The sequence below is a fragment of the Corynebacterium sp. HMSC062A03 genome (assembly GCF_001811145.1).
Classification (GTDB): Bacteria; Actinomycetota; Actinomycetes; order Mycobacteriales; family Mycobacteriaceae; genus Corynebacterium; species Corynebacterium aurimucosum.
In genome coordinates this window covers 33639-52452 of record NZ_KV803652.1, presented here as the reverse complement: position 1 = coordinate 52452, position 18814 = coordinate 33639, and the positions used below count along the sequence as shown (strand labels likewise).

At 62.5% G+C, this 18814-nt stretch carries 15 protein-coding genes; 1 reads left to right on the top strand and 14 read right to left on the bottom strand.

Features of this window, described 5'->3' with window-relative positions:
* Window positions 1–91: 91 nt before the first annotated feature.
* The 11 genes from HMPREF2781_RS04150 to glf all read right to left on the bottom strand — a co-directional run bounded on the left by HMPREF2781_RS04150 (window position 92) and on the right by glf (window position 12764).
* Complete coding sequence (locus HMPREF2781_RS04150; RefSeq protein ID WP_070644496.1) at window positions 92–1024, bottom strand: cutinase family protein; 933 nt, start codon at window positions 1022–1024, stop codon at window positions 92–94.
* A 54-nt stretch (window positions 1025–1078) separates the two neighbouring features.
* On the bottom strand, window positions 1079–1585 hold the full coding sequence (locus HMPREF2781_RS04145) for a hypothetical protein (protein ID WP_070644495.1): 507 nt from the start codon (window positions 1583–1585) through the stop codon (window positions 1079–1081).
* An 8-nt stretch (window positions 1586–1593) separates the two neighbouring features.
* Window positions 1594–3507 (bottom strand): alpha/beta hydrolase-fold protein, encoded by a 1914-nt coding sequence (locus HMPREF2781_RS04140; protein WP_371441028.1) that lies wholly within the window; start codon window positions 3505–3507, stop codon window positions 1594–1596.
* 301 nt (window positions 3508–3808) lie between these two features.
* Window positions 3809–4840, bottom strand: a complete 1032-nt coding sequence (locus HMPREF2781_RS04135) for an alpha/beta hydrolase (RefSeq protein WP_070644493.1) — start codon at window positions 4838–4840, stop codon at window positions 3809–3811.
* A 144-nt stretch (window positions 4841–4984) separates the two neighbouring features.
* The gene (locus tag HMPREF2781_RS04130; RefSeq protein ID WP_070644492.1) at window positions 4985–6730 is read right to left on the bottom strand and encodes an arabinofuranosyltransferase AftB family protein; all 1746 of its coding nucleotides are present in this window, start codon (window positions 6728–6730) and stop codon (window positions 4985–4987) included.
* Between the two features lie 11 nt (window positions 6731–6741).
* Window positions 6742–7749: a decaprenyl-phosphate phosphoribosyltransferase gene (locus HMPREF2781_RS04125; protein ID WP_070644491.1), complete on the bottom strand. Its 1008-nt coding sequence runs from the start codon at window positions 7747–7749 to the stop codon at window positions 6742–6744.
* Entirely contained in the window at window positions 7746–8273 is a 528-nt protein-coding gene (locus HMPREF2781_RS04120; protein ID WP_070443283.1) for a phosphatase PAP2 family protein, read from the bottom strand. The genes HMPREF2781_RS04125 and HMPREF2781_RS04120 overlap by 4 nt, the downstream gene beginning before the upstream one ends.
* Entirely contained in the window at window positions 8263–10215 is a 1953-nt protein-coding gene (locus HMPREF2781_RS04115) for a glycosyltransferase (RefSeq protein ID WP_070644490.1), read from the bottom strand. The genes HMPREF2781_RS04120 and HMPREF2781_RS04115 overlap by 11 nt, the downstream gene beginning before the upstream one ends.
* Before the next feature lie 391 nt (window positions 10216–10606).
* The gene (locus HMPREF2781_RS04110) at window positions 10607–11215 is read right to left on the bottom strand and encodes a three-helix bundle dimerization domain-containing protein (RefSeq protein ID WP_070443278.1); all 609 of its coding nucleotides are present in this window, start codon (window positions 11213–11215) and stop codon (window positions 10607–10609) included.
* Window positions 11216–11305: 90 nt separating this feature from the next.
* A complete protein-coding gene (locus tag HMPREF2781_RS04105) occupies window positions 11306–11503 on the bottom strand; it encodes a hypothetical protein (RefSeq protein ID WP_070443276.1) in 198 nt (65 codons plus the stop codon).
* A 64-nt stretch (window positions 11504–11567) separates the two neighbouring features.
* Window positions 11568–12764, bottom strand: coding sequence for a UDP-galactopyranose mutase (glf, locus tag HMPREF2781_RS04100; RefSeq protein WP_070644489.1), 1197 nt, complete (start codon window positions 12762–12764; stop codon window positions 11568–11570).
* A 170-nt stretch (window positions 12765–12934) separates the two neighbouring features.
* Between glf and HMPREF2781_RS04095 the strand changes: the two genes are divergently transcribed.
* Window positions 12935–14875, top strand: coding sequence for an N-acetylmuramoyl-L-alanine amidase (locus HMPREF2781_RS04095; RefSeq protein ID WP_070644488.1), 1941 nt, complete (start codon window positions 12935–12937; stop codon window positions 14873–14875).
* Window positions 14876–14973: 98 nt separating this feature from the next.
* Here the strand turns inward: HMPREF2781_RS04095 and HMPREF2781_RS04090 are convergent, their stop codons facing one another.
* The 3 genes from HMPREF2781_RS04090 to glpK form a co-directional block, all read right to left on the bottom strand.
* On the bottom strand, window positions 14974–16074 hold the full coding sequence (locus tag HMPREF2781_RS04090; RefSeq protein WP_070644487.1) for an HNH endonuclease signature motif containing protein: 1101 nt from the start codon (window positions 16072–16074) through the stop codon (window positions 14974–14976).
* 122 nt (window positions 16075–16196) lie between these two features.
* Window positions 16197–17042 (bottom strand): Cof-type HAD-IIB family hydrolase, encoded by an 846-nt coding sequence (locus tag HMPREF2781_RS04085; RefSeq protein WP_070644486.1) that lies wholly within the window; start codon window positions 17040–17042, stop codon window positions 16197–16199.
* Window positions 17043–17242: 200 nt separating this feature from the next.
* Window positions 17243–18790 (bottom strand): glycerol kinase GlpK, encoded by a 1548-nt coding sequence (gene glpK, locus HMPREF2781_RS04080; RefSeq protein ID WP_070644485.1) that lies wholly within the window; start codon window positions 18788–18790, stop codon window positions 17243–17245.
* Between the last annotated feature and the right edge of the window lie 24 nt (window positions 18791–18814).

Here is an 18814-nt window from a genome sequence, read left to right as displayed (position 1 = left end):
CACGTACTTTTGACATTGAAAATATCAGAAGAGATGTGCCGAGCGTTACATGGCACGCGGTGGAGGTGGGGTGCGGGGGCGTCGCCAAGCACTACTGCGCGTCGATGGTGTCCTTCGCCCACTGCGTGACCCACTGATTGGCCGTGGTGCCTTCGATGACGTCCGGATTGTAGGCATACAGTGCATGAACACCGTTGGCGTCGATGAGATCACGCGCGCGTTCGAGCCCGTTGCTGACATCCAGCGGGGCATCACAAATCGAGTCATTCGGCGCACAGATTTGGAAGGTGCGGTCCGCCAGCGCCCCGAAGCCATTGGCGCGCTCACCGCGCATCGTGGCACCCGGGACGATACCCTGAATCAACGTCGAGACCGGCTGCAGGGCAATCTCCGCGCCCACACCGCCGACGTGCGCGCCCGGGTTAATGCCCACGCCATCCTGGCGCCGCCCATCCGCAATGAGAGCTACGCCCGCCACGCTTTCTGCGGGCACGGGACCGTTACCGCCGCCAATCCGGTCCGCCACATCACCCGCGATGACCGCTCCCTGCGAAAACCCGCTCAGGATGAATTTCGTGTTCGGGCAGGTCTCGTGCATGTAGGTCAACTCGCCCTCTAGGCGCGAGGTGCCCTCATTGCGGGAATCGTCGTAGCTCATCTCGTGCTGCGCGTTGATGTTCTTAAACTGCGCGGTGTACGGCAGCGTCCACACCTTGACGTCCTCGGGGACGTAGGCCTCCTTCAGAGGATTCGTAATCGACAGCATGAAGGAGTTCGGGTTCGCGCCTGGGTTAATGGGATCATCGTCCGCAGCGGATTCCCACGTTCCCGGAGCGGAGATAAACTCCACGCGCGGGCACCAGTCCGGTTGCTCGGGGCTCGCGTCCCCCTCCTCCTGGGAGGGGGCGGGCTCCGCCAGGTTCCCTTGCTCTCCTTCCTCATTGCTATTGAGAAAGTGGACCGCTCCCCCGCCAATCACGGCTAGGAGAACAACGACGGCAAGGACGGTGAGTGTTTTACGCATGAAGAAATTTCTACCTTGACAAGGCGCGGGATTGGCTGGAAAATCCCTGCCACATTACTGAGCGCAGAGCTTGTTGCCCTGCTCGGTGATGAGCTGGACGACGTCCTCGTGGCTGAGTTCCGTGCGGCCCTGCTCGATGAGCTGCCCGGCCACAGCCGGCACGGTGACGGCATCGCCCTGGCAGGAAGCCTGCGCAGCACCCACCAGTTGGTCTTCTACGCCGTCGATGTTCACACCTTTCTCAGCCACTGCAGCCAGGAAGTCCTGGTCCGGGCCTTGCGCGGGCACGGGCGTTGGGATTTCGGAGATCTCGCGCGCACCACGGTCTTCCGGCTCCTCGCCTGGCGTTCGCTCGGCCGAGGCGGATGCAGAGCTTTCGGACGCCTTGCTTGCCGACGATTCACCACTCGCCACCGAGGAGCGCTCCAGCGGAGCCACGGAGGTTTCGGTGGCATCACCCTCGTCGACGGTGGCGGAACCGCAAGCGCTCAGCAAGGTGCCGGCCGCAAGCAGCACCGCCGCACCAGCTGCTGCGGTGGGTCGGGCAGAGAAAAGACGCATGACAGTCCCTACTTCTTATCCGCCTGGACCTGACCCATGACCTCACGAATGACGCCGTGCTGGAAGGACTGAGTCAGTCCGCCTGCCGGAATGGAGGCGTAGTCCTTGGTGGGCCAGCCAAACTCACCCTGCTCCCAGCCGTGCTTGCCCCACTCATCAAAGATCTTGCCCTTGAGGATGTAGTGCGCGCCGGAATCCATGGACCAGTAGATGTTGCCGTGTTCGAATTCCTGGAAGAAGCCGCCGTTGACGGCCGTCTCCTCGCCCACCGGGTAGCCCAACTCGGACTCGGCAGCCTTCAGCTCCTTGTATTTCACGCCGATAGCACCGTGCACGATGTGGGTGGAGCCATCCGGGTTGCGGGTTAGCACGCCGTTCTCGAAGTCCTGGACCTCGCCCTCGCCAACCTTGCGCGGCTCGGACACCGGGTACTTGAGGTCGCCGCCCTCGAAGCCGTTCTTGCCCCAGGCATCGAAGAGGTCCTTCGAGATGGGCCAAGCGCCGGTCTCCGGGGTCCAGTAGATGGAACCGTGCTCGAAGTGGACGTAGCGGCCGCGGCCGTCCGGGGTCTTTTCCTCGCCGGTCTTCGGGAAGCCCAGCCAAGAGGTCGGGCCACCGAGCTCGGAGTAGCGCGCACCAATGCGGCCAATGACGGCGTGGGCACCGGTCTCCGGGGACCAGTAAGCGGTACCGGCCTGGAAGTCCTGGGCCTTGCCGCGATCGGCAACGTCATACTCGTTGTTCACGCAGTCACCGATAATGCCGGACTTGGTGGCCTCTGCAATAGCGCCGATCGGGGTGCAGTCAGCGCCGCGGTCACTCTTGTCCAGGCCGAGAGAATCAGCGATGTAAGGCCAGGCCTCGGTCATCTCGAACTGCCAGTACTCCCAGCTGTGAACGCCGGTCGGGCGGAACTTCACGACCGGCTCGACACCGGCGCGCTTGGCGTAGTCAACGAAGGTCTGGGTGGACATGCGGGAGATTGCCTCTAGACCCACGCCGGCCATGTTGGCCTTGCCCTTGGCCACCGAACCAAGCTGGCCGTAGTCATCCTTGCCGTTGCCAGCGGAGACGTAGACCTTCATGTCCTTGAGGTTCTCGATGCCCAGCTTCGGATCGTGGTCAATCCAATCCTGGGAGTAGAGGTCACCCCACATGTTGGTGGAGGTGAATCCGCCAGCATCAGCCTGGGCAGCGGTAATAGCCTCCGGCATACCCGTGGTGGTGGTATCGAGGTAGCCCGAGAAGGAGCCAACGTACTTGAAGGCCCACGGGTTCCGCTCAGCTAGGTTCATGGCGGCGGTACCACCCATGGAGATACCGGTAACGGCGCGCTTGCCGTTGGAACGGTAGCCCTTCTCCAGAATCGGGATAAGCTCCCGCATCAGGAAAGTCTCCCACATGTAGTGCGTGCCGTTGTCCTCCTTCTGCCAGTCAGAGTAGAAGGAGGACTCACCGCCCACCGGCATGATGAGGTTGACGTTGCGGTCGGCGTACTGGGAGAGGATGTTGGTCTCGATAGTCCAGCCGGACTCGTCATCGCGGGCACGCAGGCCGTCCAGCGCCCAGACCTCCGGGAAGGTCTTATCCGGGCTGGAGTACCAGTCACGCGCGAGCTGGATCTGTACGACCTGCTCCTTGTCCGGCATGGCAGCGGACTTGATGTAGACCATGAGGTGGCGGTTGGTCAGGTACTCAACGCGGGAAACAGATACGCCCTCCGGCAGGCCCTCAATCTCCGGGTATTCGGTATCTACCGGGGTACGCTGCGGCGGATTAGAGGGAGCGAAGGAATCGGAAAGGTTGGAGCTGCCTAGGAGATCAGTAATGCCCTCGGTGGAGGAGCTGGACGACTGCGCGTTGGCGATTGGCAGCAGCGCAAAGCCCACTGCCACGGCGGTGGGCAGTGCGGCGATGGTCAGGCCCTTGCGGGCTGCGGACGGGGAACGCAGGCCGGACGCCTTGGCGGACCGGCGGGGCTGAGTTGACGCAGTGTTCGGCATTGAAGAGTCCTTGTAGGGGTAAATCGAGATGAGGGCACGCGGTGCCGCGAGCGGGCTCCGCAGGTTCCCCTCCTGCGGAACTCGCCGCCGCACGCGTGGTGAGCGGTCTAATGTGTTCTCAAGTTTAAGTTTAACTTGAGACTTTCGGTAGGGGGACACGCCCAGCAAACCAATGAAAAAGCCGCCGTGCTCTTAAGCACGGCGGCGAGACAGTAAGTACTTACCAGGCGTTCATAACGTTAAGCACCTGCGGCTTGGAGCGCTCGAGTTGGTAGCCGAACTGCTCCCAGTTGTGCAGGCCCTGGGCCGGGTAATTCGTCTGCAAGCGAACACCCATGGCGCGAGCCTTCAACTCCCACAGGCGGGTGGTGCCGTTGGCAAAGCCCTCCAGCGCCACGCCGGCCGCGATGTGTTCCGGACGGTAGCGCTGCTGATCCAGCGGCCCCGGGATGCCGGAGGCGGCGGAGACGTAGACATCCGTTCCGTTCGCAGCCAGATCCGGGATCAGGTTGAAGGGGTCATTGCTGAAACGCTTCGGGTTGATGATGGACCCGTACATGGCGTTGATGTTGAAACCGCCGGCGTCGAGAAGCGCCAGGCGCATGAAGGTCTGGGCACCCGGCAAGGTCGTGGTGAGGTAACCGGAGTAGGACAGCGCCTGACGGAACTGCTCCGGGTGCTTACCCGCGAGGGTAATAGCAGCGGTAGCGCCCATGGACAGGCCGGCAACGGAGTTATTGTTGCGGGCCACACCGAAGTTGCCCTCAAGGTAGGCCGGCAGTTCCTGCGTCAGGAAGGTCTCCCACTGGTAGTTAACCGGCTTGACCAGATCGTAGGTAGCCGGACCGTTCCAGTCCGCGTAGAAGGAGCCAGCGCCACCCACCGGCATCACCAGGGTGATGTTGTGGTCTACATAACTGCGCGCAGCGTTGACGTCATTGACCCATGCGTTGGTGAAATCGGTAGCGCGCAGGCCATCGAGCAGGTAAAGACCCGCATTGCCGCCGTTCTTAGCGGGCTGGATCTGCACTGGGATGTTGCGGCCCATGGCCTGGGACCACACGTCGCAGCGCTGTACCCAGTAACCGACGCGATCCCATTCGCAGGCGCCGGTGGCGTCGCCACGCAGCCAGTCACGGTGAGCGGCGGATGCTTCTTGCGTACCCGCGGTCACGACCAGGCCCAGAGCCACAGCGATGGCTGCCACCACTGAGAGGACCCGAGTCCGCAGGCCGGAGCTTAGTGAACTCATGTTTCTCCTTAACGTTTTTACTGCCACTAGTACATCGCCAACACGCCAGCGATAGTTACAGATCAATAACAGGAATCTTTCGTAGCGTAACGCACCCTGGCAATTTTCGCCTACCCATGGGGGTGCTCCCCAGCTCACACCAAGCTAATGGACAGGATAATCGCTGGGCTCATCGGAGAGCATGAGGGTGCGGCCCGAGGTCAGTGAGAAGGTCAGGTTTTTGAGGAAGCGCTCCCGCGTTAGGGGCTCACTGTAGGAAGCGATGAGCTCCTGCACCTCTGGCGTCGCCAGCGCCGCTCGCGCCTGGCGGGTCTTGTCCTTGTCATACCACGGCGGGAGGTACTCGATGTCCGCGCCCGTCTGCGCAGCCTGCCACTCCACGTCGAGGTGCTTGTCGTGGCCCACGCGCCCGCCTTCCTCACGGGGCATGCGCGCCGCCAGCGGGGTGGCCAAGCCGATAGTGTCGAGAACTCGGACATTGAGCGGCGCGTTCATCGACGTCATGCCCAAGTTCACCAGATACACCGTCGGCGGCTGATCCATACCCGGCTCGCGCGGAACGGTGAGCCAATTGAGAAGGTCCTTCTCCTCATCTTCCACATAGATCGTGGCCAGGGCATCTCCGTCCACCAGTTTCTCGCCGGCTTCTTCATAGCCGCGCATGAACTTCATCCCCAGGTAGTCTTTGGCCGAGCGCGGCGGGTAGCCCGCCTCACGGTTGGTGGCATAAGTCCAGAAATCACGTTCGTCCACGATAGACAGCGGTTGCTCATAAGCCTCCCAGTCCATCGGGTGCCCGCGCAGCACGATGACGACAGCCCACACCGCACAGAAGACTGCTGCAAGCGCGGACACCAGCTCCTTTAGCGGCATCACGAAAACCGGGAGGAGCGCAGCGAAGAGCGGCAGCAGCAGCATGCGGCCATGCATGAAGTCACCGCCGACGCGCAGCACGTACAGCACGTGCACCGCCGCGGCCCCGACCATCAGGTAGGTCACGGTGGTGGAACTGCGCAGGGCTGCCGGGCGCAGCTGGGCGCGGAAGGTCCACAGCGCCGCACCCGCCAGCACGAGAACGGGCAGGTACAGGGCATAAGGCCCTATAAAATCCTGCAGGTAGTTCAGGCCGCTGCCCCACGCGCTTGACGACGCCGACTTTGCCACCGCCGTGTGCGGCGTCAATAGGCCGTAATAGCCCATGCGGAAGAACTGGTAACCCGCGGGGATGGGCAGGGCCGCGCCGAGGATGCCGAGCCAGGCTTTCCAGTTGCGGTGCGTTGCCAAAAGCAGGAGGCCGGCAAGGCCGCCGTAAAGCGCGAACTCCGGGCGCACGAGCCAGGACAAACCAGCCCACAGCGCGAGCCAATAAGCACTAGTATTCGTGCGGGATTGCGCCCAGTGCTGCAGCAGCGCCCAGAGGCCGGCGAGGTAGAAGATGGACAGCCCCCATTCCAGCCCGGAGGTGAAGAAATCACGGGCCGGAGGCAGTGCGAGGTAGACCAGCGCGCCGGCGGGAGCCACGAGTGGTGCAGAAAACTGGCCCGAGCGGAAGAAGGCCCGGGCTGTGGCCCACGCCCCCAACATCATGGCCGCGACCGCCAGAAACAATCCCAGGTTGACGGCGATGGACTCCAGCGGGGCGTTCGTGACCCAGCGGGCAAGCAGGATAAGGTACTGCCATAGCGTCGAGGTATTGGCCTCCACGCGCTCACCCACGTTGAAAACGGGGCCGTTGCCCTCCTCCAGGTTGCGCACGGTACGCAGGACGATGAGGCCGTCATCGGAAATCCAGCGGCGCGCGAAGCCACCCCACAACGAGAAAACTCCGATCACGATGACCGAGGCCAACGCGCTGAGCGCCGCCGCGGTACGTGATTCGGATTTTCGCATGAGGAGAGAGTTTAGCCCATCATGACCGGCATGATGTAAACAGCCATAGCAATGCAGGCCAGCCACAGCAGAGCCAGAATCTGGAGGACGCGGTCCTCCAGGGCAATCTCATCCGGGGCACCACCGTTGCCGCGGTCCACGTCGGCGGCATAGCGCAGAATCGCGATAGTAAACGGCACCATGGACACCTGGTACCACACGCTGGCCGGGCCATCAGACTCGTTGGAGAGCTGGAATCCCCACAGGGAGTAGGACATGACAACTGCGGTGGCCGCCAGGGTCCACACGAAGCGCAGGTAGGTAGGCGTATAGCCCTCCAGGGATTTGCGTATCTTGGCGCCCGTGCGCTGCGCTAGAAGGATCTCCGAGTAGCGCTTACCCGAGGCCATGAACAGGGAGCCGAACGCGGCAACCAGCAGGAACCATTGCGACAACACGATGCCCGCGGCCACACCGCCGGCCATGGTACGCAACATGAAGCCGGAGGACACCAAGGCGATATCGATCACCGGCATGTGCTTCCACCCGAAGCAGTAGCCCAGCTGCAGGCCAATGTAAATGGCCATGACGATGGCGAGCTCCAGGCCCGCCGTGGCCAGGAACGACAGGCCGATCGAACCGATGATGAGCACTGCCGCCATGACATAGGCCAGGCCCACCGGAAGCACGCCGGCCGCGATTGGGCGGAAGCGTTTCGTCGGGTGCGCGCGGTCAGCCTCTACATCGCGGGCATCGTTGATGAGGTAGATGGAGGACGCGCCCATGCAGAAGACGATGAAGGCGAGGAGGACGTCGAGAAGCACGCGCGTGTGAAACAGCGACTCCGCGCCCGCAGCCGCAGGAGCGGCCAAGACTAAAACGTTCTTGACCCACTGCTTGGGGCGCAGGGCCTTCACCATGCCATCGGCGAGGTTCTTCGGCGGCTTGCGCTTGCGGCCGGTATCGATGCCGGAGGTGTGCGGCTCAGAGTGGAAGACTCTCTGTTCGCCGTCGTCGACGCGGTTGGGTCGTTCGCTCATGCGGTCTTCCTTTCATAGCGGTGACATGCTTCCGCGGTGGCGGCTCCCAGCAGGGCACCGATCGCCGTATCGGATGGGTAATGTACCCCGAGCACCATACGCGAGGCCATCATGACCGGCACACCAACGAGCGGTGCCGGGGTTCCTAGAACGTGCGCTGCACCCACGAGGAACGCGCTTGTCGACGTCGCGTGGGACGACGGAAAAGACAGCTTAGACGGGGTTTTCACGCCGACTTTGACGTAGTCATAGTCCGGGCGCTTGCGGCGCACAATGCGCTTGATCACAACGCTGGCCGCGTGCGCCGTGAAAGCACCCGCACCGACGGCTAGCCACTGGCGGCGACGCGCCGGATTCTGGTAATTCACGGCGACACCTAAGCCGGAGAGCGCCAGCCAGCCCAGGGCGTGCTCGCCGAAGTGGCTTAAACCCCGCGCGGTGGGCAGAACACCGGGCGCATCAAAGGCCGCGTCCTGAATCTTTTCGAGGACGTGGGATTCGGCGACAGAAAGCTTATTGGGCATCGAAGACCTTTCGCCAGGACTCGCGGGAGGTCAGCGCCGGCAGGGCCGCGCGGTACTCGGCGCGCAGGTCATCGAAGTTATCCTCGATTTCCTTGAGCAGCTCGCGGGTGGACTTCACCAGCTCGAGGGCCAGCTCGCGGTCGCGCTTGCGGAAGGCCACGCCGGTGCCACCCGCGGTAGAGACGGTGGCGGAATCGACGCGGGAGAGCGTGAACCAGCGGGCCTCCTCCGGGGTGAGGTTGAGCTGCGGCGCTTCATGGTGTGCCGGGTCTTCCTTGGTGACCAGGTGCTTGGCGGACTTGATGAGCCACGGGATCTTCTTGATCTTGCCCAGGCGGCCGCCGACATTGCGGGTCGGCACGCCCGGCGCGCCGGTGGGCGCGGGTAGTTGGTCCGCCGAATCGATAATGACGGCGTCCGGGAATTCCTTACGGATTGCGGCGATGCGCGGCAGCGAGGACTCCAGGATATCGAAGAGCTGGTCCGGGCCGGCCAGGAAGTCCTTCATGGCCTCCAGCTGGATGGCCATGGTGGAGTACTCCATGCACATGGTGTGCTTGAGGGTGGACTTGAAGATGGACTTGGTAATCCCGCGCGCATCACCCTCGTGGTAGAGGGCCGCCACGATGAGGCGGTTGCGCAGGTGGAAGTAGGCCTGCCAGTCGATGGCATCGTCCTTATCCGCCCATGCCATATGCCAGATGGCCGCGCCCGGCCAGGTCACCGTGGGGAAACCGTGGGCGGCGGCGCGCAGGGAGTATTCGGTGTCATCCCACTTGATGAACAGCGGCAGCGGCTGCCCGATGCTCTCCGCGACCACACGCGGGAAGAGGCACATCCACCAGCCGTTATATTCCACGTCGACGCGGCGGTGCAGCGCGCGGGAGTCATATTTCTTCGGATCGAGGTGGGACTGCGCGTCACCGATGGCGCGCAGCGGGTACTTGGCAAAGTCGTGGTCGTAGACGGCGTGCTCGGCCGCGCCCCACATGAAGTCAGCGCGGTTCACGCGCTCACCGGTGGTACGCAGCTGGGAGCGCTCCTGCAGGTTAAGCATCTGCCCGCCCACGATGAAGGGCTTGGCGGCATAACGCGCCGCCTGGACTGCGCGGAGGATGGAATCCGGCTCGATGGCAATGTCATCATCCATGTAGAGGATGTAGGGCGAGTCTGTATTCTCCAGCGCCTCGAACATGATGCGGGAATACCCACCCGAGCCGCCCAGGTTGCCCTGGCGGAACTCGCGGAAGCGCTCACCGAAGTGCGCAACGGCTTCGTCGTAGCCCGGCTCGTCCGCCGGGTGCTGGTTGCCCTGGTCCGGCATAAGGACGTAGTCGATGATGCCGTCCACCACCGGGTCCTCCGCCAGCGCCTGCAGCGCCGCGACGGCGTCGGTGGGGCGGTTGAAGGTCGGAATGCCCACGGCAACACGCTTCTCCTGCGCCGGGTACTCGCTGCCGTCCGGCAGGAGCTGCGGGTTCGGGGCGTGCGGGGCGCACCAGGAGGCGTCGGCAAGCACGGTGTCCTCAACGGCGGAGGCATCGAACCACAGCAGGCCGCCGTCCTCGAAGTTCTTCAGGGGCAGCTCGAACTCGTGGTGCCCGGTGGTCACCACGTGGTTGGCGACGGCGATGCGCTGGCCATCCTGCTTAGAGCGGTACAGGGAGATGTTGGCCTCGCCCTCGACGTCCATGACCAGCACGATGGACTTCAGTTGGGACCAGCGGCGCCAGTAGGCCGCCGGGAAGGCGTTGAAGTAGGTCTCGAAGGAGGCCTCTTCGCCGGCCGGGATGGTCACGGAGGTGCGGCCACTCCAGCTGAGGCGCTCGCGGTTTTGCTCGGACTCGATGAGGTAGAGCATGCGGACGTCGACCGGCTCGCCACGCTTGGGCAGCAGGATGCGCTGTACGGGTTCGTACGCAGCAGAATTGTTGGCAGTCACGATATCTTCGGTTCTCCACACAGATTTCGACAGTATTCAGAAACCAAGATTAGTGCTTAAGCGCTGCTGCGCTGAGTTCCCACGCGGCTGCTCTTATATGACTCCTTGTCCACATCCGCGCGCCTTAATCTACTGCAACGTCCACTTCAGCCGAGCTTTGCGCAAGAAAGATGCGCCTTGGCGAAAGGTTTCACACCAGAGGCTGGTGGAACCCTTTACGTCCTGGTGCGCCAGATCCCCAGATTTGGAACCCGAAACCTCCAGTTCACTGCTCAACTAGGCCACAGTGCTTGACGACGCCGACCTGCATGTTTCGGGTTCTAGGTCTGGGGGAATGGTTATGGCACTGGAATGCTCGACCCGACAAGTGGCAAATCACAGCTCTCAGGGTTTAGGCCGTCACCGGCGCATCCTCCGAGATGGGCTCGATCCCCAGGCGGTTGAGCATGTAAAGCACACGGGCGCCGAGGTCATCGGCCAGCTCACGGGTCTCTTCCACGGTTTCTGCGGTGGCGATGTCCCAGATCTTGACGTCCTTGCCGGCTTCATCGCGCGGGACCTCGCGGCCGAGGTACACAATGAAGTCAGGGATAGTCACCAGACGCAGGTCCTCGACGTAGCGGTCCGGGTGCTCCGCCATGCCGCGCTCCTGGAGCACGTGAGCCATGTGCGAGTCCGGATCATTTTCGGGGTGGGCTACGGCGGCGTCGACCAGCAGGGCCTCGCCAGCATACTTCTTCGTCAGCGCCACAGCGGCCTGCGCCAGCGCGTGGTCGGTGCCCGCGGAGAAACGCACGTGGATGCGGTGGGTGCCGAAGTGCGCGCGCACCTCGCGCTCCACCATCACGGGAATGAATTCTTCTAAAGTCGCACCAGCTTCGTGACGCGCGATGGTGGCATCGAGGAAGGAGTCGATCTCCCGCGCGGTGTACTCGTGGCCATAATCTGCGTGCAAGTCGTGGCGCAAGGTATCGAAACGGCGGGCGTTCGGGGAAGTCATCTCTAAACTCACTTTCTGTTCGCCTATTGTTAACCTACTGTTAACCTTAAGTGATTGTTGGCCAGACCACAAGTTTTTATTTTCTTTGGTCTAGTTCCGCACGCTGGCAAAACCTCCCCATAAACGGCCAAAGGCCCGCCGGGTGTTCCGGCAGGCCTTCTTGGATTGTTCCTTCTTCTTATCGGGAATGCGCGTTGCGCGACTGCGCAGCTTGAGGTGTTCCTCGAGCCGCTCCGGGGACATCTTCCACATGCTGCGGTCTGCGCGCTTCTTCTTGCGCTGCGCCATGCCGTCACCTCCTTCCATCGAGGTGTTTCAGCATAGCGCGCCACGCTGCACTACCGGGAGCAGCCTAGTGGCCGCGTTCCTGCTCCAGCACCTTGCCCTCGTTCCAGAACGGGGCCAGCTTGTTATCGAACAGGCTCAGCGCAGATGCGATGGCCATGTGCATATCCAGGTACTGGTAGGTGCCCAGGCGGCCGCCAAAGAGGACCTGGTTCTCGCGGGCCTCAGCGGCGGCGAGCTTGCGGTAAGCCTCCAGCTTGGAGCGGTCCTCCGGGGTGTTGATCGGGTAGTACGGCTCATCACCCTTCTCCGCGAAGCGCGAGTACTCCTTCATGATCACCGTCTTATCCTTGGGGTACTTATCGGCGCGCTCCGGGTGGAAGTGGCGGAACTCGTGGATACGAGTGTAGTCCACGTCCGCGTCGTTGTAGTTCATCACCGGGGTGCCCTGGAAGTCACCGGTCTCCAGCACCTCCATGTCGAAATCGAGCGTGCGCCAGCCCAGCTCGCCCTCAGCGAAGTCGAAGTAGCGGTCCAGCGGGCCGGTGTAAACTACCGGCGCGTTTGGCGACGCCTCTCGCAGCTCCTCGCGGACGTCGAACCAGTCGGTGTTGAGCTGAACGTCGATAAGCTCGTGCTCCGCCATCTTCTCCAGCCAGGCCGCATAACCATCAACCGGCAGGCCTTCGTAGGTGTCGTTGAAGTAGCGGTTGTTGAAGGTATAGCGCACCGGCAGGCGGGTGATGTTGCCGGCCGGCAGCTCCTTCGGGTCGGTCTGCCACTGCTTGGCGGTGTAATCGCGGATGAAGGCCTCGTAGAGCGGGCGGCCAATGAGCGCGATGGCCTTCTCCTCCAGGTTTTTCGCCTCATCCACGGCGAACTCGCCGGCCTGCTCCTTGATGAGCTGGCGCGCCTCGTCCGGGGAGTAGTAGCGGCCGAAGAACTGGTTAATCAGACCCAGACCCATCGGGAACTGGTAGGCCGTGCCGTCATGCATAGCAAAGACGCGGTGCTGGTAGTCGGTGAAATCGGTGAACTGGTTGCAGTACTCCCACACGCGCTTGTTCGAGGTGTGGAAAAGGTGCGCGCCGTACTTGTGGACCTCGATGCCGGTCTCCGGCTCAGCCTCCGAGTAGGCGTTGCCGCCCAGGTGCTCGCGGCGCTCGACGATAAGCACCTTCTTGCCCAGCTGGGAGGCTGCGCGCTCGGCCACGGTCAGGCCGAAGAATCCAGATCCAACAACAATGAGGTCATATGCAGTCATGAGCATCAGCTTAAAGCAGTAACGCGCATAGAACGGCGGGTGACACCCAAGCGAGAAAACTCGCGTGTCACACCCCCTTTCACTCCAACACCTGACGTAACATCTGTCCCGTTAGTTAACTTTTTGCGCTCCTTTTAACCTTGTGGCGCACACCATCCTAGGGAGTAACAGTGCACCTCAAACGTCGTCTTGTTCCCGCGAAATCGACGTGGTCCACGCCGATTATCGCCACGGTCACCTCGATCGCTGTGGTCGCCGCCGCAGCCGTGGGCGGCCAAACCCTTATCCACACCCAGGAAGCGGGCAGCGGGCCCATCGAAGTAAGTTCGGCCTCCGAGTCCTTCGGTTCTGGCGAAACGGTCGTGGTGGATGACCCGGCCATCGCCGGCCAGGGCGAGGGCGAAGGCCCGCGCGCGGTCAAGCAATTCCACCGCGATGAGACCTTCTCCTCTTTTGCCGTGACTTGGAAGGGCGCGCGCGATGTCGCTGCCTTCGTCCGCGCCAAGCAGCCAGACGGGTCCTGGTCCGAGTGGTACGACATGGACTCAATGTCCTACAACAACGATGATCCGAACGCCACGAACGGCACCGAGCTCATCTTCGTGGGCGATACCAACGACGTGCAGGTCTCCATCAACAATGTGGATCTGGTAACCGGGTCGAATCTGGACGAAGAGTTCACCGAGACCCCCGTTGAGGACGCCGCGCTTGACGACGCCTCCTTCAACGTCGGCGACATCGCCCCCGTCGCTGAGGCCGAAGAGCTTCCCGCCAATAGCGACGTGGAAGGCCTCGAGGCGGTCTTCATGGACGGCAACGCCCAGGAGGGCGAGGTCATCGAGCCAACCGCTGAGACCGATGGCATGCCGCGCGTGGTTTCGCGCGCCGGCTGGGGCGCGGATGAGAGCATCCGCTGCTCGAGTCCCACCTATGATGATGGTGTGGAGGCCATTGCGCTGCACCACACCGCGGGCTCCAATAACTACACCCGCGCGCAGGCAGCCGCGCAGGTGCGCGCCGCGTACAAGTACCATGCGCAGAACCTGGGATGGTGCGATATCGGATACAACGCGCTGGTGGATAAGTACGGCACCATCTACGAGGGCCGCTACGGCGGTCTCGCTAAAGCTGTGCAGGGTGCGCACATCGGCGGTTTTAACAAGAACACGTGGGGTATCTCCATGATCGGCAACTACGAGACTGCGCAGCCGACGGAAGCCCTCTTGGAATCTGTCACCGACCTCGCCGGCTGGAAGGGCGCCATTTCCGGTGTCGATCCGACCTCCCGCGTCTCCCTTCGCTCGGAAGGCTTCGGTGGTTCGCGCTACCCAGCAGGCGCCTCTGCCCCGGTCTACGGCCTCTTCGGGCACAGCGACGTTCACTTCACTGCCTGCCCGGGTAAATACACCATTGCCCAGTGGCCGACTATCCGCCAGGCAGCGCACAAGAAGTACCTCGCCATCAAGTCGGGTGCGTCTGGTTCGACGTCCACGGACTGGGGCAGCGGAAATACCTCTACGCCAGACTCCTCTGGCTCCACGCCGAAAAACAATGCGCCGTCCGCTCCCGCACCGGCCGCTCCGGCACAGGAGGCAACGTCCTCGCTGGGCGATACCGAAATCCCGATGAGCACCATCACCGCACTAGTCGGCCTGGCTGGCACGCTCTTCGCCATCATGTATGCCCGCTCGGACCAGCAGATTGACACGGATAAGACGGTCAATGGCCTGCCGCTGGAGCAGATCCCGGGCATCGTGACCAAGGTGTTGGCCCTGAGCAAGAACGAGGGCCTGAAGCAAACGTGGACGGCGGTCCTTAATGCCTTCGGCCCGGCGCTGGGCCTGGCGGTCGGCGGTCCGGATGAGTCGGCAGGCATCATCTACCAGCTCTTCCAGAACGGCGTCGTGCTGAGCTCCGAAGACACCGGTACACACGCTCTGGTGGGACGCATCGCCAAGGAATGGGCGTCCGGCAACAACTCGGCGACGCTCGGCTTGCCGACGTCCGACGAAGTCCCCACCGGCTTCGGCAAGGAAGTCCGCGTGCAGTTCCAGGGCGGATCCATTGTCTACAATCCGGAGACTGAGCAGATTCAGGTCTTCACGGACTAATCCCAGCCGCACCGTGTGCGCGTGCAGCTCTGTGGGATCGCCGATGTCGCGGGAGCCACCTGGCGGCTTCCGCTTCAGCGTGTGTTTGGGATTGGGGTTTAGGTATCCGGCGGTACTGAGTCGAGTAAATCCCCGTTAGCCTGCTGCTGCAATGCAGCTTGTGCCGCTTGGTATGCCGGCTGGGACGTAATCGGCTCCGCCCAAGGCGGTACATAATCCACCCCGCCCCGCAGCCTGAAAACATAACCAGCACCCGTCGGCTTATCCGGATCATCATCATTGATGCCGTTGTGATAAGCACACAACATCGTCAAATTCGGCGGATCCGTGGTCCCACCAGCCTGCCACGGCACCAAATGATGCACCTGACAATAGTCCGCCGGCTTATTACACCCCTCACGCGCACACGTCGGATGCTCCGCACTGGCCATAATCCGTTGCTCAAACCCCGCCAAACGCCGCACCCTGTGCAACCACACCGGCCCAATCGTCGGATGCACCAACGTGACATACCCAACCTCAGCAAACTTATAAGTGACAAACTCCCGGCCAGTCATCCGCCCGCCATTGGTGAGTTCAAGCTCAATATCATCACCCTCACCCCGCACAATCCGATCAAACTCATCCAAGGTCACCACCACATTGGTAGCCACCGCAGGCTTAGTGCCCCCGTGCGCCTTATCAAAGAACACCTGACCTGCCGCATCCAACAAATCAGCCGGATTAATCGACTCCAACACCCCGCGCATCTCACTAATGCGCAAGGCTGAATCAGTAATCGTCAACGAATGCGGCCCCACCTTCCGATACGTCAGACGCACCCCAACCTCCGGCACCCGCCGCGGTCGCAACTGCTTCAACCGTTCGTTTGCCACCTTCGGGATACGGTGTGCTGGGGTCCCCGCCAACCGGACACGCAAATTCCACGCATCCAACTCCTTTTTCACCTTGGCGGTATAGGACTCAATCAAACTCAACGTCGCCACATCATGCTTGTGAGCAACCGCAGCCGCACGGGCCTGGCGCTGCTTGCCCGTAAAACGCGTCGACCCGAAATACACCCCATGCAATCCAGCCAACTCCGCAGCATCAGCCTTTGATGCACCACGCGCGCGTAAATCATCCACACTGCCCACCGCAAGCCCCACAAGCTCCAACCCCGAACTGCGGTAGGAGAAATAAGTCTCCAAATCCCCCATGCGACAAAGACTAAAACACCACCACCCACCCCGCAACCGGAGGCAAAAACTCTCAGGTTCCGCCACAAATAGGGCAGGTAGCGCGGGGTTTCACGGCTACAGCGCGGCGGGGTACAGCAGCGCTAGAACCAACGCTCAAGGACCTTTGCCACACCTGCTTGGTGGTGCGCTAACGTCACAGTATCTGCGGCCGCCACGACATCCGGGTGTGCGTTCTCCATGGCAACACCGCACCCAGCCCACTCGAGCATCTCGATATCGTTGGGCATATCGCCAAAGGCGATGATGTCTTCGCGGGCGATACCGTGGTGCTCAGCCAACCACTTAATTCCGCGCTGCTTCGTCACGTTGGGGGCCGCCACCTCGAGGATGCCCTCGGACATTGAGTAAGTCACGTGGGCAAGCTCGGAATCGATGTGGGGAGCGATGAGGCTGTAGAGCTCCGGCGCGGAGAATGCGGTGTTGCGAATCAACAGCTTCACCGCCGGCCGGGACACCAACTCCCCCACGCTAACCAGCCCAAAGCCTTCGAAGAGCGCGTTTTCCGAATAGTGCGACTCAACCACGAAGAGTTCCTCAACCGGATCCATAACCGAGCCTCCCGTGCGTTCCGCACCGAAGCCAACGCCGCCATGGGGCTCGAGTACCTTGGTGGCCACCTCCACGATTTCCGCGAGGGCCTCCGGCGAGAGTTCGTGGGCGGAGAGCACGCGGTCTTCCGCCGAGTCATAAATCACCGCGCCATTTGATGTCACGCACACTGGGCGCACGGTCAGCTGGTCCAGCACAGGCATGATCCAGCGGAAGGGCCGGCCAGTTGCCAAGGCGAACTCGCTGCCCGCGGCAACTGCTCGGGCCACTGCTTCGCGGTTTCGCCTGGGCACCCGGTGGTTCCGGTCCAATAAGGTGCCGTCGATATCACTAATGATGAGGCGCGGAGCGCGGTCCGAAAATACGTCACTGGCCATAGCCCCGAGTCTACGTCAGGGCGACACGCTCAATGGCGTGCCCGCAACGTGGTCAACCACCACACCGTCCGACTGTCACGCAGGAGCTCCACCACCGCGTTGCGTCCAGCCGCACTCGGCGACTTCTAAAACGACGAAGGCGGCCGCAACGAGAAGGCTCGTGACGGCCGCGTCTTCGCACAAAGACTCCTGGTTAGCTCTTAGGCGATAATGTCGTCATCGTCCACGTCTTCCCAGTTCAGGGAACGCTTGATGGCGCGCTTCCAGTCGCGGTAGAGAGCGTCTACCTCGTCCTTCTCGCGCTGTGGCTTCCAGACCTTGAAGTCTCCCTGCTGGGAGCCCAGCACGCTGAGGTCATCCCAGAAGCCCGAGTCCAAGCCGGCGGCAAAGGCCGCACCGGTGGCGGTAGTCTCCACGTTCTTCGGGCGGTGCACCTCCACGCCGAGCATGTCCGCCTGGAACTGCATGAGCAGCTCGTTCATGGTCATGCCGCCGTCGACGCGCAGCTCGGTGATCTCCACGCCGGAATCAGCAACCATGGCGTCAGCGACGTCACGGGTCTGGTACGCGGTGGATTCCAGGACCGCGCGGGCCAAGTGCTTGCGGTTGGCGTAGCGGGTCAAGCCCACGATGACACCACGAGCGTCCGGGCGCCAGTACGGAGCGAAGAGGCCGGAGAAGGCCGGCACGATGTAGACGCCGCCGTTGTCCTTGACCTCGCGGGCCAGGTTCTCAATGGACGCGGAGTTCGGGATAAGTTGCAGGTTATCGCGCAGCCACTGCACCAGGGAACCACCCATGGAGACGGAACCCTCGAGCGCATAGACTGGGCGCTCGCCCTCGCGCTGGAAGCACACGGTGGTGAGCAGGCCGTTATCGGAGAACTTCGGCGTGGTACCGGTGTTGAGCAGGAGGAACAGACCGGTGCCGTAAGTGTTCTTGGCAGAACCCGGGCGGAAGCAGCCCTGGCCAAACATGGCGGCCTGCTGGTCACCCAGGATGGCGCGAATCGGCACACCGGACAGCGAGCCACGCTCGCGGACAGTGCGGAAGTCGCCCAGGGACGGACGGATCTCCGGGAGCATGGAGGTCGGGATACCCATCTCCTTGCACAGTTCCTCATCCCACTCGAGCTTCTCGATGTCCATGAGGAGGGTACGGGAGGCATTGGTGACATCGGTCGCGTGCAGGGCCTCTTGGCCGTTGTCGCCGTCGGCGCCACCGGTGAGGTTCCACAGCAACCAGGTATCGATGGTGCCGAAGAGCAGCTCGCCAGCCTCAGCGCGCTCGCGGGCGCCCTCCACGTTATCGAGGATCCACTTCACCTTCGGGCCGGCAGGGTAGGAATTGATGATGAGGCCGGTGCGACGACGCCACTTGTCCGCACCGTCGTCGCCGGCGAGTTCCTTACAAATGTCGGTGGTTCGGGTGTCCTGCCACACGATGGCGTTGTAGACCGGCTTGCCGGTGTTCTTGTCCCACACAACGGTGGTCTCACGCTGGTTGGTGATACCCAAAGCGGCGATGTCTTCAACGTTGATGTCGCCGTTGGCCAAGGCCTCACCCACCGCGCGGCGGGTATTGCTCCAGATTTCCTCTGGGTCATGCTCGACCCAGCCCTTCTCTGGGAAAATCTGCTCGTGCTCGAGCTGGCCGACGGACACCTGCTCTCCGTCGTGGTTGAAAATGATGCAACGCGTGGAGGTCGTACCCTGGTCAATCGCTGCAACGTAGCTCTTGGTGGACATAACTTTCTCCTTGTCGGGGGTGTT

Excerpts from the sequence above, each read along its gene's own strand:
- HMPREF2781_RS04090 (WP_070644487.1), bottom strand. The coding sequence starts at position 16,074 with ATGGGGGATTTGGAGACTTATTTCTCCTACCGCAGTTCGGGGTTGGAG.
- glf (WP_070644489.1), bottom strand. The coding sequence starts at position 12,764 with ATGACTGCATATGACCTCATTGTTGTTGGATCTGGATTCTTCGGCCTG.
- HMPREF2781_RS04105 (WP_070443276.1), bottom strand. The coding sequence starts at position 11,503 with ATGGCGCAGCGCAAGAAGAAGCGCGCAGACCGCAGCATGTGGAAGATG.
- HMPREF2781_RS04085 (WP_070644486.1), bottom strand. The coding sequence starts at position 17,042 with ATGGCCAGTGACGTATTTTCGGACCGCGCTCCGCGCCTCATCATTAGT.
- HMPREF2781_RS04125 (WP_070644491.1), bottom strand. The coding sequence starts at position 7,749 with ATGAGCGAACGACCCAACCGCGTCGACGACGGCGAACAGAGAGTCTTC.
- HMPREF2781_RS04120 (WP_070443283.1), bottom strand. The coding sequence starts at position 8,273 with ATGCCCAATAAGCTTTCTGTCGCCGAATCCCACGTCCTCGAAAAGATT.
- HMPREF2781_RS04150 (WP_070644496.1), bottom strand. The coding sequence starts at position 1,024 with ATGCGTAAAACACTCACCGTCCTTGCCGTCGTTGTTCTCCTAGCCGTG.
- HMPREF2781_RS04130 (WP_070644492.1), bottom strand. The coding sequence starts at position 6,730 with ATGCGAAAATCCGAATCACGTACCGCGGCGGCGCTCAGCGCGTTGGCC.
- glpK (WP_070644485.1), bottom strand. The coding sequence starts at position 18,790 with ATGTCCACCAAGAGCTACGTTGCAGCGATTGACCAGGGTACGACCTCC.
- HMPREF2781_RS04145 (WP_070644495.1), bottom strand. The coding sequence starts at position 1,585 with ATGCGTCTTTTCTCTGCCCGACCCACCGCAGCAGCTGGTGCGGCGGTG.
- HMPREF2781_RS04135 (WP_070644493.1), bottom strand. The coding sequence starts at position 4,840 with ATGAGTTCACTAAGCTCCGGCCTGCGGACTCGGGTCCTCTCAGTGGTG.
- HMPREF2781_RS04110 (WP_070443278.1), bottom strand. The coding sequence starts at position 11,215 with ATGACTTCCCCGAACGCCCGCCGTTTCGATACCTTGCGCCACGACTTG.